The 12,306-nt window shown below is 65.0% G+C and carries 13 protein-coding genes; 2 read left to right on the forward strand and 11 right to left on the reverse strand.

From position 1 onward, the window contains the following. Positions 1 to 131: 131 nt before the first annotated feature. From QN358_RS08605 to hrcA, 10 genes are read right to left on the reverse strand one after another with little or no spacing between them, the layout of a single operon-like run. The gene (locus tag QN358_RS08605; protein ID WP_323512111.1) at positions 132 to 1,808 is read right to left on the reverse strand and encodes a ribonuclease J; all 1,677 of its coding nucleotides are present in this window, start codon (positions 1,806 to 1,808) and stop codon (positions 132 to 134) included. 43 nt (positions 1,809 to 1,851) lie between these two features. After that, the gene (dapA, locus tag QN358_RS08610) at positions 1,852 to 2,826 is read right to left on the reverse strand and encodes a 4-hydroxy-tetrahydrodipicolinate synthase (protein WP_136642640.1); all 975 of its coding nucleotides are present in this window, start codon (positions 2,824 to 2,826) and stop codon (positions 1,852 to 1,854) included. Between the two features lie 56 nt (positions 2,827 to 2,882). Further along, complete coding sequence (era, locus tag QN358_RS08615) at positions 2,883 to 3,797, reverse strand: GTPase Era (protein WP_136642597.1); 915 nt, start codon at positions 3,795 to 3,797, stop codon at positions 2,883 to 2,885. 2 nt (positions 3,798 to 3,799) lie between these two features. Further along, a complete protein-coding gene (locus QN358_RS08620; RefSeq protein ID WP_323512112.1) occupies positions 3,800 to 5,140 on the reverse strand; it encodes a hemolysin family protein in 1,341 nt (446 codons plus the stop codon). Then, entirely contained in the window at positions 5,137 to 5,604 is a 468-nt protein-coding gene (ybeY, locus tag QN358_RS08625) for an rRNA maturation RNase YbeY (protein ID WP_136642595.1), read from the reverse strand. The genes QN358_RS08620 and ybeY overlap by 4 nt, the downstream gene beginning before the upstream one ends. Then, on the reverse strand, positions 5,601 to 6,611 hold the full coding sequence (locus QN358_RS08630) for a PhoH family protein (RefSeq protein WP_416351974.1): 1,011 nt from the start codon (positions 6,609 to 6,611) through the stop codon (positions 5,601 to 5,603). The genes ybeY and QN358_RS08630 overlap by 4 nt, the downstream gene beginning before the upstream one ends. A gap of 52 nt (positions 6,612 to 6,663) precedes the next feature. Beyond that, positions 6,664 to 7,023 carry an HIT domain-containing protein gene (locus QN358_RS08635; RefSeq protein ID WP_136642594.1) on the reverse strand — a complete coding sequence of 120 codons (360 nt, stop codon included), beginning with the start codon at positions 7,021 to 7,023 and terminating at the stop codon, positions 6,664 to 6,666. Positions 7,024 to 7,073: 50 nt separating this feature from the next. Continuing rightward, positions 7,074 to 7,865: a 16S rRNA (uracil(1498)-N(3))-methyltransferase gene (locus tag QN358_RS08640; protein ID WP_136642593.1), complete on the reverse strand. Its 792-nt coding sequence runs from the start codon at positions 7,863 to 7,865 to the stop codon at positions 7,074 to 7,076. A gap of 11 nt (positions 7,866 to 7,876) precedes the next feature. Then, positions 7,877 to 8,995, reverse strand: a complete 1,119-nt coding sequence (gene dnaJ, locus QN358_RS08645; RefSeq protein ID WP_136642592.1) for a molecular chaperone DnaJ — start codon at positions 8,993 to 8,995, stop codon at positions 7,877 to 7,879. 54 nt (positions 8,996 to 9,049) lie between these two features. After that, complete coding sequence (hrcA, locus tag QN358_RS08650) at positions 9,050 to 10,072, reverse strand: heat-inducible transcriptional repressor HrcA (RefSeq protein WP_136642591.1); 1,023 nt, start codon at positions 10,070 to 10,072, stop codon at positions 9,050 to 9,052. Positions 10,073 to 10,184: 112 nt separating this feature from the next. Here hrcA and QN358_RS08655 point away from each other — a divergent pair, with 112 nt between their 5' ends. Then, a complete protein-coding gene (locus tag QN358_RS08655) occupies positions 10,185 to 10,595 on the forward strand; it encodes a DUF4870 domain-containing protein (protein WP_136642590.1) in 411 nt (136 codons plus the stop codon). 48 nt (positions 10,596 to 10,643) lie between these two features. Then, entirely contained in the window at positions 10,644 to 11,057 is a 414-nt protein-coding gene (locus QN358_RS08660; protein WP_323512113.1) for a DUF4870 domain-containing protein, read from the forward strand. Between the two features lie 30 nt (positions 11,058 to 11,087). On the opposite strand, the gene hemW is transcribed toward QN358_RS08660, so the two are convergent. Then, on the reverse strand, positions 11,088 to 12,305 hold the full coding sequence (hemW, locus tag QN358_RS08665) for a radical SAM family heme chaperone HemW (RefSeq protein WP_136643506.1): 1,218 nt from the start codon (positions 12,303 to 12,305) through the stop codon (positions 11,088 to 11,090). Position 12,306: the final 1 nt, after the last annotated feature.

The raw sequence follows: 12,306 nt of genomic DNA on the forward strand, positions 1-12,306 counted from the left end.
TCCGGCCAGGCCGAGACCAAGGATTCGAGTACGAGTGAAAATTTTCATAAGAGCCCCTTTCAAAAGCTTCCAATGAAAGAGAGCAACTCGACGTCAATCCATTACGCGAGTTCTCGAACCGATTGTGAAAGTTACGCCTCGATGACGACCGGCACGATCATGGGGCGACGACGGTACGAGGTGTTCACCCAGCGACCGACCGTGCGACGCACGACCTGCTGCAGGGCGTGGGTGTCGCGGGTACCGTTCTGCGCGGCCTCGGCGAGGGCAGCAGCGATCTTCGGCTTGACCTTGTCGAAGACCGATTCGTCTTCGGCGAAGCCCTTGGCGTGAATCTCGGGGCCGACCACGATGCGGCCGGTGCCGGCCTCGATGACGACGATGATCGAGATGAAGCCCTCTTCGCCGAGAACACGACGGTCTTTGAGGTCGTCGTCGGTGATCTCGCCGACACTGTTGCCGTCGACGTAGACGAAGCCGAGGTCATACTGGCCCACCACGCGGGCGACGCCGTCTTTCAGGTCGATGACGGTGCCGTCGTCAGCCAGGATGGTGTTCTCGACCGGCACACCGGTCTCGATGGCCAGTTGCGCGTTCGCCACGAGGTGGCGGTACTCGCCGTGAACCGGCATGACGTTCTTCGGCTTCAGGATGTTGTAGCAGTACAGCAACTCGCCCGCCGCAGCGTGGCCAGAGACATGCACCTTGGCGTTGCCCTTGTGAACGACGGTCGCACCGAGCTTGGTGAGGCCGTTGATGACGCGGTAGACGGCGTTCTCATTGCCGGGGATGAGTGAGGACGCGAGGATGACCGTGTCACCGGGCCCGACCTCAATCTGGTGCTCGAGGTTGGCCATGCGCGAGAGCACCGCCATCGGCTCGCCCTGCGAACCGGTCGACATGTAGACGATCTTGTCGTCGGGGATGTCGCCGGCCTTCTTGAAGTCGACGAGCACGCCTTCGGGAACCTTGAGGTATCCGAGCTCTTCTGCGATACCCATGTTGCGCACCATGGAACGGCCGAGCAGCGCCACCCTTCGCCCATTGGCGTGTGCGGCATCCAGAACCTGCTGCACACGGTGAACGTGCGAGGAGAAGCTGGCCACGATGACCCGGCGGGGAGCACGAGCGATGACCGAATCGAGCACGGGGCCGATGGTGCGCTCAGAGGGGGTGAACCCGGGAACGTCGGCATTGGTCGAGTCGACCAGGAAGAGGTCGACGCCGGCTTCACCGAGGCGGGCAAAGGCACGCAGGTCGGTGATGCGGTTGTCGAGGGGCAGCTGATCCATCTTGAAGTCGCCGGTGTGCAGCACCACGCCCGCGACGGTCTTGATGGCCACGGCCAGCGCGTCGGGAATGGAGTGGTTCACCGCGACGAACTCGAGCTCGAACGGGCCCATCTGCTCGATCTGGCCCTCTTCGACCTGAAAGGTGTAGGGCTTGATGCGGTGCTCTTTGAGCTTCGCCTCGACGAGTGCCAGCGTGAGGCCGGAGCCGATGAGGGGAATGTCGTTCTTCAAGCGCAAGAGGTACGGCACAGCGCCGATGTGGTCTTCGTGGCCGTGGGTGAGCACGATGCCGACGACGTCTTTCAGACGGTCACGCACCAGCGAGAAGTCGGGAAGAATGAGGTCGACGCCGGGCTGGGTCTCTTCGGGGAACAGCACGCCGCAGTCGACGATCAGCAGCTTGCCATTGATTTCGAACACGGTCATGTTTCGGCCGATTTCGCCGAGGCCGCCGATGGGGATGACTCGCAGCGTGTCGGGCTTCAGGGGCTGGGGTGCGAATGTGGGATTGGGCATATGCCCTCCTAGATGTCTGTGATTGAGTTGTGTCTGCCGCGTTTTAGCGGGTCGTACCAGGGATTTTGGGCAGCGCGCCACCGGCGGCTGCGTTACGGTCGGGCCGGAAGTTTGTGAAGCTGACGCCCGGAATGCTGCGCACGAGATCGATTTCGTCTTCGATCTTCGCCGCCTCCCACTCTTCGGGGCCGACGAGGGGCAGGCGCACGCGCGGGCTCGCAATGCGGCCGAGCCCGTGCAGGATGTACTTCGCTGCAACGGTGCCGGGCACGTGCGTCATGGTGGCGCGCACGAGCGGCTCGAGCGCCTTGTGCATCAGTGTGGCCGTGGCCAGGTCGCCCGCGTTCACCGCGTCGATCATGATGCGGTACGGGCGCGCAGCGATGTTGTTGGTGACGCCGATGAGGCCGGTTGCGCCCACGGCGAGGTGCGGCAGCACGTTCGAATCGTCGCCCGAGAAGTACATCAGGTCGGTCTGGTTCAGCACGCGGCTGACCTCACTGAAGTCGCCCTTGGCGTCTTTGATAGCGAGGATGTTCGGGTGCTTCGCCGCCCGCAGAATGGTGTCGTACGCGATGGGCACACCCGTGCGCCCCGGAATGTCGTACAGAATAACCGGCAGATCGGTGGCGTCGGCGATCATGCGGAAGTGCGTGAGGATACCGGCCTGGGTGGGCTTGTTGTAGTACGGCGTCACGACGAGGTTGGCGTCGGCACCCGCCTTCTCGCTCTGCTTCGCGAGTTGCATGGCGTGCGCGGTCTCGTTGGAGCCGCCGCCGGTGATGATCTTCGCGCGGCCGTTGGCGACCGACTTGGCCACCTCGACGAGCCTGATCTTCTCGGCGTCGGTGAGGGTGGACGTCTCGCCCGTTGTTCCTGACACCACGATGCCGTCGGCACCGTCGCTGATCACCGTGTCGATGTGCTTCTCGACACTCACCCAGTCGACTTCACCGTCTGCGGTGAAGGGGGTCACCAGGGCTACGAGCACCTGGCCGAACGGGTTCGCCCGGCTCAGCGGAGCAGATGGTGCGGAGGAAGAAATATCAGACACGTCTACAGGGTAGCGGGGAATCAGAACCCGAGCCTGCCCAACTGCTTCGCATCACGCTGCCAGTCTTTGGCCACTTTGACCCGGATGCTCAGAAACACCTGTTTGCCGACGAGCGGCTCTATGGCGGCACGAGCCCGCGCACCCACGTCGCCCAGGCGAACGCCGCCCTTGCCGATGATGATGCCCTTCTGGCTGTCACGTTCGACGAACAGGTTCGCGTAGATCTCGACGAGGTCGCGGTCGTCACGCTCGATCATGTCGTCGATGGTGACGGCGATGGAGTGCGGCAATTCGTCTTCAACCCCTTCGAGTGCGGCCTCACGGATGAGCTCGGAGATGCGAGCCTCGAGACCCTCGTCGGTCGTCTGATCGTCGGGGTAGAGCTTCTCCGAACGCGGCAGTAGCTTGATGAGCTCGGCCGTCAGAATGTCGAGCTGCAGGTTGCTGGTCGACGAGATCGGGATGATCGCCTCCCAGTTGCGCATCTCCGAGATGGCGAGCAACTGCTCGGCCACGGCGGGCCTCGACGCGGCGTCGATCTTCGTGACGATGGCCACCTTCTTGGCACGCGGGAAGGCGTCGAGCTGTTCGTTGATGAACTTGTCGCCCGGCCCGATCTTCTCATCGGCGGGCACGCAGAAACCGATGACGTCGACATCGCCGAGCGTCGACTGAACCACCGAGTTGAGCCGCTCGCCGAGCAGCGTGCGGGGCCGATGCATACCGGGAGTGTCGACCAGGATGAGCTGGCCGTCGGGGCGGTGCACGATTCCGCGGATGGCCCGCCTGGTGGTCTGCGGTTTCGAACTGGTGATGGCGATCTTCTCGCCCACCAGGGCATTGGTGAGTGTGGACTTGCCCACGTTCGGGCGCCCCACGAACGAGACGAAGCCCGCTCGAAAGTCTGGGTCGGAGACGATATCTGAGCCGATCATGCTTACCCCTTTTCGGGCGTGTGTGGAGCTGCGAGTGAAATGGTGCTGCCTGCTGCCGAAGCAACAGTGAAGTTCTCGGGGTCGTCGCGTTGCACGACGATCGTGGTGATGCGCCGGCGACGCCCGTCGGTGCGCTCGGCCGTGAGTGAGAGACCGGCCACGTGGGCGACAGAACCCTGCACGGGCAACCGCCCGAGCACCTTGCCGAGCAGCCCGCCCACCGAGTCGACGTCGTCATCGCCCAGTTCGATTCCGAACAGTTCACCGAGTTCGTCGACCGCCAGCCGTGCACTGACGCGGAAGACGCCGGTGGAGAGTTCTTCGACCTCGACGACCTCACGGTCGTACTCGTCGGAGATGTCGCCGACGAGTTCTTCGATCAAGTCTTCCATGGTGACGAGCCCGGCGATTCCGCCGTACTCGTCGACGACCATGGCGAGGTGGTTCGACTCGAGCTGCATCTGACGCAGGGTGTCGTCGACTTTCTTCGATTCGGGGATGAACAGGGCCGGCTTCGCGAGCTCAGCCACGGTCACCACGTCGACCTTCTTGGGCTTCTCGTGCGAGAGCCGCGCGGCATCGCGCAGGTACAGGATGCCCGTGATCTCGTCGACCGAATCGGCGACCACGGGCATCCGGGAGACCCCACGGCTGAGAAAGAGGCCCATGCTCTGCCCCACGGTAGAGCTCTGCTCGATGGTGACCATGTCGGTGCGCGGAATCATGACCTCGCGAACGACGGTGTCGTTGAATTCGAGAATGGAGTGGATGAGCTCGCGGTCGTCTTCTTCGAGCACATCGAGCTCAGTTGCCTCGTCGACCATGCTGAGAAGCTGCTCTTCTGACGAGAAAGTTGCCGTGGCGGCGCGACCGGGCGTGACCCTGTTGCCGAGCGCCACCAGGGCATTCGCGACGGGCCCGAGCAGCACCCGCAGCAGGTGCACGAGCACCGCGGTGAGCTGCAGCACCACCTTGGCGTGGGCCCGGCCCACACTGCGTGGGCTCGAACCGACGAGCACGAATGACACCCCGGTCATGATGAGGATCGATAGCACGAGCGCGAGCCACACATTGTCGAGGCTGAACGCCAACGAGATGGTGACGAGCACCGCGGCCGAGGTCTCGACCACGACCCGCATGAAGTTGACCACGTTGACGTGGGCACCCGTGTCTTCGGCGATCGCCCGCAGCGACCGCTTGGCGCGTGAGTGCTCGCTGAGCTCCAGAATGTCGGCTCGCGACAGCGACGCCATTGCCGAATCGGTGGCGGCGAAGAGGCCGCCAAGGGCTACGAGAACAAAGGCGACCGCGATGAAGGGGCCGACGAGAGGAAGGGAGCTCATGTGCGTCGGCGGCGCTCCTTCATGGAGAAGCCAACCAGAATGTCGCCCTGGATGCCGAACATCTCTTTCTCTTCGGCCGGTTCAGCGTGGTCGAACCCGAGCAGGTGCAGCAGCCCGTGCGTGGTGAGCAGCAGCAGTTCTTCGAGCGTGGAGTGCCCGGCCGCCTCGGCCTGGCCCTCGGCGACCTGCGGGCAGAGCACGATGTCGCCGAGCAGCCCGGCGGGCGTAGGGGCGTCTTCGGTGCCGGGGCGCAGCTCGTCCATGGGAAAGCTGAGTACGTCGGTGGGGCCCGGCTCGTCCATCCACTGCACGTGCAGTTGCTCCATGGCGGCCTCGTCGACCAGAACGATGGCGAGCTCGGCATCGGGATGCACGTGCATCTGCTCGAGCGCGTACGTGGCCAGGCGCAGCAACGTGGGCTCGTCGACCGGGATCGACGACTCGTTGTTGACTTCGATGCTCATGCGCGGTCTCCTCGACGGGCGGCAGCACTGTTGCGGTGCGCCAGCTGAATCTGGTCGTACTTGGTATAGGCGTCGACGATCTTGCCGACGAGGGTGTGACGAACAACATCGTCACTGGTCAGAGTAGCGAAGTGGATGTCGTCGAGCCCGTCGAGCACGCCGCGAACGACCTGCAGACCGCTTGTTCCCACGGGCAGGTCGATCTGGGTGATGTCGCCGGTGATGACCATGCGCGAGCCGAACCCGAGGCGGGTGAGAAACATCTTCATCTGCTCGGGCGTGGTGTTCTGGGCTTCGTCGAGCACGATGAAGGAGTCATTCAGGGTACGGCCGCGCATATACGCGAGCGGCGCGACTTCGATGGCGCCGGTGGCCATGAGCTTCGGAACGATCTCGGGGTCGAGCATCTCGTTGAGCGCGTCGAACAGCGGGCGCAGGTACGGGTCGATCTTGTCGGTCAGCGAGCCCGGCAGATAGCCCAACCGCTCCCCTGCCTCGACAGCCGGCCGGGTGAGGATGATGCGGTTGACCTCTTTGCGCTGCAGCGCCTGCACCGCTTTCGCCATGGCGAGGTAGGTCTTGCCGGTTCCCGCCGGGCCGATGCCGAACACGATGGTGTTCTCATCGATCGCGTCGACGTACTTCTTCTGGCCGAGCGTCTTTGCGCGCACGGTTCTGCCGCGCGTGGAGATGATGGGTTCGCCGAGCGCGACCGACGGGCTCGTGGGGTTGCCGGAGTCGAGCATGCGGGCCGAAGCCGTGACCTCGATGTCGGTGAGTTCTTCGTTGCCGTTCTTCACCATGAGCACCAGTTCTTCGACGAGCCGGCGCGCCGACTCCACATCGGCGGTGGGCCCCAGCAGCGTGATCTCGTTGCCGCGAACATGGATGCTCACGCTGGGGTACTGCTTCTCGACGAGGGTGACCAGCCGGTCTTGCGGCCCGAGTAGGCGCACCATGGCGAGCCCGTCGACGTGGATGACGGCGTCGCTGGTGCTGCCGCTGATGCCGCCGGTGCTGCCGCCGCGGGAGCTGGCAGTGCCGCTGCCGCTGCCTTCGTTAGAACGTGCCAAGTGAACCTTCTTTGAGATCGCCCGCGAGAACGTGGGCGTGAACGTGGAAAACGGTCTGCCCGGCACCTGCGCCGGTGTTGAAGATGAGACGGAAGTCGCCATCGGAGTGCTCGGCCGCCAGGGTGTCGGCGAGCGCCACCAGCTCGGCCAGCAACGCCGGGTCACCCGCCGCCAGCTCGACGACGTTCGCGTACTGCTCGGTCTTCGGCACAACCAGAATGTGCACGGGTGCCTTCGGAGCGATATCGGCGAAGGCGATCAGCGTCTCGGTCTCAGCGAAGATGGTGGCCGGAATCTCGCGCGCCACTATGCGGCTGAAGAGCGTTGGCCCTGGTGTGTCTGACATGCCTCCATCGTAATCGGCGCGTCTGACACCCGCCCCGGTGGCGGCTGGTCTCACCAGCGCCCTAGGCGAACATTGAGTGCTGAGAGCGCCGCCGGGCCAGCTGTGGAGGTGCGCAGGATGCTCGTTCCGAGTTTCACCGTGGTCGCTCCCGCGGCCACGAGCTGGTGCAGTTCGTTCGGGCTGATGCCGCCTTCGGGGCCCACCACGAGTACGAGGTCGGGCTGACCATCGGTGCGGGCAGCATCGGTGCGGGCAGCATCGAAGTCAGCAGCGTCGAACCCGGGCAGCGCGGCCGCGGTGAGCGCCTCTGTGGCGGAGGGCTCGAGCACGAGCATCCGGCTGACCGAAGCCAGTTCGATGAGCTGCTTGATGCCAGCCAACTCGCCCACCGTCGGCACAAACGCGCGAATGGACTGCTTGCTGGCCTCACGAACGATGGTGCGCCAGCGCTCGACGCCCTTCGCCACTTTCGGGCCCACCCAGCGCGACACCGAGCGCTCGGCAGCCCACGGCAGCACGCCGTCGATTCCAAGCTCGGTGGCGGCCTGCACGGCCATCTCGTCGCGGTCGCCCTTGGCGAGGGCCTGAACCAGCCAGATGGTCGCGGCCGGTCGCCGCTCGACCCGCACACTCGTCACCGCGATGCTGAGCACGCTCGACGACACCGCAATGACTGGCCCGCTCACGATCAGCCCGCGACCGTCACCGATGGAGGTGTCTTCGCCCACCTTGATGCGGTTTACCGTCACGGCGTGCTTCTGCTCTTCGCCGTGCAGCGACACGACATCGCGCACCTCGTGCGGAATGTCGTTCAGGTCTTCACGAATGAACAGCGAACTCATGTCTCAGGCTCTCAGACGTTCAGAAACCGGTCGCGCAGCTTGGCGAACAGGCCCTGCTGAAAGTGCCCGAGCGTGGGGGCGGGGTATTTGTGCGCCGCGGCGAGCTGTTTCACGAGTTCACGCTGCTTGTGGTCGAGTTTCGTGGGCGTCACCACCTGAATGCCGATCTTCAGGTCACCGCGACCGCCACCGCGGAGCTTTGTCACGCCACGCGACTTGATCGTCACCACTTCAGAGCTCTGGATGCCCGGCTTCAGTTCGACCTCAACGTCGCCGTCGAGCGCGCCCAGCGTCGTCGTCGTGCCCAGCACTGCATCCCACATCTGCACTTCGAGCGTGCACAGCAGGTCATCGCCGTTGCGGCTGAAGATGTCGTGGTGGGTCACCTTGACCTCGAGGTACAGGTCGCCCTGCGGGCCGCCGGCGGGGCCGACCTCACCCTGCGAGGGCATCTGCAGGCGAAGGCCGGTGTCGACGCCGGCCGGAATGTCGACGGGAATGATGCGACGGGCGCGAACACGGCCCTGGCCCTGGCAGGTGACGCAGGGTGCGGGGATGACCGTGCCGTAGCCGCGGCAGGTGCCACAGGGCGAACTCGTCATCACGTTGCCGAGCAGCGAGCGCACCGTGCGGGAGATCTGGCCGCTGCCGTGGCAGATGTCACAGGTCACTTCGTGGGTGCCCGGTTGGGCGCAGCTGCCGTTGCAGGTCTCGCAGAGCACGGCGGTGTCGACCTCGAGGTCGCGGTGGGTGCCGAAGATGACCTCGCTGAGGTCGACTTCGACGCGCAGCAGAGCGTCTTGGCCGCGCTCGGCGCGCGAGCGGGGGCCGCGCTGGCCACCCTGCTGGCCGCCGAAGAAGGTCTCGAAGATGTCTCCGAAACCGCCGAAGCCCTGGGCTCCGCCGCCAGCGCCACCGAAACCGGCCTGCGGGCCGCGATCGTAGTTCTGGCGCTGCCCGGGATCGCTCAGCACGTCGTACGCGTGCGTCACCGACTTGAACCTCTCTTGGGCATCCGGGCTCGGATTCACATCGGGGTGCAGTTCTCGGGCGAGCTTGCGGTACGCCTTCTTGATCTCGTCGGTGCTAGCGGTTCGCTCGACGCCGAGCACGTCGTAATGGTCAGCCACGAAGGGCTTCTCCTTTGTTCGGGAATTGCATCAGAAAGTTCACGATTCGCCTGTTTATGACTCGCCCAGGCTCTTCGAGAGGTAACGCGCCACGGCACGAACGGCCGCGATGTTGGTGGAGTAGTCCATGCGGGTGGGGCCGAGCACGCCGAGCCGCGCCACCTGGCCACCGACCGAGCTGTAGCCGCTCGCCAGCACGGAGGTCTCGGCGAGCCCGAACGACGCATTCTCGCGGCCGATGCTCACCGACATGCCGTGCTGGTCTGCCTGCATCTCGCTGAACAGGCGGAGCAGCACCACCTGCTCTTCGACAGCTTCGAGAACGGGCAGGATGCTGCCGGCGAAGTCTCCCTCGGTGCGCACCAGGTTCGCAGCCCCCGCGATGATGAGCTTCTCCTGCCGGTTCGCCGTGACCTGTTCGACGAGTGCGGCCACGATCACGTCGACCGAGAGGCGCTCTGGCGGCGTGAACTGCAAGGCGAAGGCAAGCAGGCCTGCAGCCGCTTCGTCGAGGCCGAACCCCGCGACAGCGTGATTCACCCGCGAACGCAGCGTGACCAGGAACTCGTCGTCGATGCCGGTCGGCAGTTCGACGATGCGCTGCTCGACGTGGCCCGTGTCGGTGATGACCACCGTGAGCAGGCGCACGGGCGTGAGAGCCACGAGCTCGATGTGCCGCACTTTCGCCTGCGAGAGAGAGGGGTACTGCACGAGCGCCACCTGCTGGGTGAGCTGCGAGAGTAGTCGAACGGTGCGGGCAAGCACATCGTCGATGTCGACGGAGGACCCCAAGAACGTCTCGATTGCCTGGCGTTGCGCGGGTGTGAGCGGCTTCAGGCCAGACAGATGATCGACGAAGAGCCGGTAGCCCTTGTCGGTGGGAATGCGGCCAGACGATGTGTGCGGCGCGACGATGAGCTCTTCTTCTTCGAGAAGCGCCATGTCGTTGCGAATGGTGGCGGCCGACACACCGAACGAATGGCGGTCGACGATCGACTTCGAACCAACCGGTTCGCGAGAGGCCACGTAGTCGTGCACGATCACTCTGAGCACTTCGAGGCTGCGTTCAGAGACCACTGTGTTGCCGCCTTCCGCCTAGCACTCAGGTATCTAGAGTGCCAATTATATATCGCCACACGCTGAGTAAAAATCATTGCTCAACCCGGTTGACGAGCAGTATCTTGTGCTTATGTCGAACTCCAACGGTACCCCGCCATATCAGCCGGCTGCCGGCCAGCCCGCACTCTCGTCTGCCGACGACAAGCTCTGGGCCTCCCTCTCTCATTTCGGCAACATCATTCCGCTCATCCCGGCCCTCATCATCTACCTGGTCTTCAAAGACCGCGGCACGCTGGTGCGGCAGGAGAGTACCGAAGCCCTGAACTGGACCATCAACGTCACCGGCATCATCGTGGTCGGCAACATCGTGGCCGGCGTGCTCGGCCTCATACCCGTCTTCGGCTGGATCATCGGCCTGCTGATCGGCCTCATCATCTGGGCGGTCGTGATCGTGAACCTGGTTTTCGCCATTGTCGGCGGCGTTCGGGTGAACGGTGGCGGCAGCTATCGGTATCCCGTCAATTTTCGCTGGATCAAGTAGCCCGGCCCACTTCTCGTAAGATCGTCGCAACCAACGAAAGGCGTCACAATGTCGAGCGAAGTTCCCCCTCCCGTCGGGCCTCCGGCTCCCCCGCCCCCCTCTGGCCCCGCCGGGTACGCGGTTCAGCCGCCCCTCAGCCCGAGCGACCAGCGCCTGTGGGCGACACTGATCCACGTCGGTGGCATCATCTTCGGATTCCTGCCCGCCCTGATCGGCTACCTGGTTCTGAAAGACCGGGGCGAGTTCATCCGCGACCACACCAAGACGGCGCTGAACTTTCAGATCACGCTGCTCATCGCGTATGTCATCGGCAGCATCCTGTCGATCGTCATCATCGGTGTCGTCGTGCTGATCGCCGCCGGCATCATCAGCATCATCTTCAGCATCATGGCTGCCCTCGCGGCCAACAAGGGTGAGCTCTATGTCTACCCGAAGTGGTGTGCGATCCAGTTCGTCAAGTAGCAACGTCGGCTGCGGTCGCAGCGCTCATCCTCAGGTGAGGCGCCGCACCACGGCATCGGCCAGAAGCCGCCCCCGCACGGTCAGCTCGATCGACCCGGCGAGGGCGGCTTGTGCGTTCACGAGGCCGTCGGCGATGAGCCCGGCCACCTCGCGGCGCGGTCCCGGCGCGAGTGAGGCCGTCGTGAGGGCGCCGCGGATGCGTGCGAGCAGCAGAATGCGCTCGACCTCACGCGCCTCGGCGTCGGGCGACTCCCGGCCGGCCGCCGGCGAGTGACCCGCCAGAATACGGTCGGCGTAGGCCGCGGGGTGCTTCACGTTCCACCAGCGGGTGCCGCCGACGTGGCTGTGGGCACCCGGGCCCACTCCCCACCAGTCGTGGCCCTGCCAGTACGCGAGGTTGTGGCGGGAAGGTTGGTTGCCGCGCGACCAGTTGCTCACCTCGTACCACTCGTAGCCGGCGGCAGCGAACCGGGCATCCGCCAGCTCATACATGTCGGCTTCGAGGTCGTCGTCGGGTTCGGGGTAGACGCCCGATCGAATCTGGCGGGCGAGTTTGGTGCCCTGCTCGACGATGAGTGCGTAGGCCGAGAGGTGGTCGGGGGCGATCTCAAGCGCCGCGTCGAGCGACCGGCTCCAGTCGTCGAGGCTCTCGCCCGGCGTGCCGTAGATGAGGTCGAGGCTGACCTGAAGGCCCGCGTCGCGCGCCCACTCGACCACCTGCGGTACCCGCTCGGGGTCGTGCGTGCGATCGAGGGTCTGCAGAACGTGCGGAACGGCCGACTGCATGCCGAAGCTCACCCGGGTGAACCCGGCGGCCGCGAGATCAGTGAGGTAACGGGCATCCACTGAGTCGGGGTTGGCCTCGGTGGTCACCTCGGCGCCCGGCGCGAGGCCCCAGGCCTCATCGACCGACCGCAGCATCTCGATGAGCTGGCTGCTCGGCAGCAGGGTGGGCGTGCCTCCGCCGAAGAACACGGTCGACACGGGTCGCTGCTCGACACCCGAGGCGGCCAGCACGTGCGCCGCCTGGTGTACCTCGAGCACGGCCTGGCCGGCGTAGTCGACCTGTTTTGCACCGCGAAGCTCGGTCGAGGTGTAGGTATTGAAGTCGCAGTAGCCGCAGCGAACACGGCAGAACGGAACGTGCAGGTAGACACCGAACGGGTGCCCGAGCGACTGGTCAGCCGTGCCCGCGGGCAACAGCCCGTCGAGCGGCGCCGGGTCGCCGAGCGGAAGCGCGCTGCCCACG

Origin of the sequence: Subtercola sp. RTI3 (genome assembly GCF_035018625.1) — a bacterium.
Classification (GTDB): domain Bacteria; phylum Actinomycetota; class Actinomycetes; order Actinomycetales; family Microbacteriaceae; genus Subtercola; species Subtercola vilae.

What these genes read in the sequence shown, in the direction of transcription:
- QN358_RS08640 (WP_136642593.1), bottom strand. Translation starts at nt 7,865, where the DNA reads ATGAGTTCGCTGTTCATTCGTGAAGACCTGAACGACATTCCGCACGAG.
- QN358_RS08605 (WP_323512111.1), bottom strand. Translation starts at nt 1,808, where the DNA reads ATGCCCAATCCCACATTCGCACCCCAGCCCCTGAAGCCCGACACGCTG.
- QN358_RS08620 (WP_323512112.1), bottom strand. Translation starts at nt 5,140, where the DNA reads ATGAGCTCCCTTCCTCTCGTCGGCCCCTTCATCGCGGTCGCCTTTGTT.
- QN358_RS08660 (WP_323512113.1), top strand. Translation starts at nt 10,644, where the DNA reads ATGTCGAGCGAAGTTCCCCCTCCCGTCGGGCCTCCGGCTCCCCCGCCC.
- QN358_RS08635 (WP_136642594.1), bottom strand. Translation starts at nt 7,023, where the DNA reads ATGTCAGACACACCAGGGCCAACGCTCTTCAGCCGCATAGTGGCGCGC.
- ybeY (WP_136642595.1), bottom strand. Translation starts at nt 5,604, where the DNA reads ATGAGCATCGAAGTCAACAACGAGTCGTCGATCCCGGTCGACGAGCCC.
- QN358_RS08655 (WP_136642590.1), top strand. Translation starts at nt 10,185, where the DNA reads ATGTCGAACTCCAACGGTACCCCGCCATATCAGCCGGCTGCCGGCCAG.
- era (WP_136642597.1), bottom strand. Translation starts at nt 3,797, where the DNA reads ATGATCGGCTCAGATATCGTCTCCGACCCAGACTTTCGAGCGGGCTTC.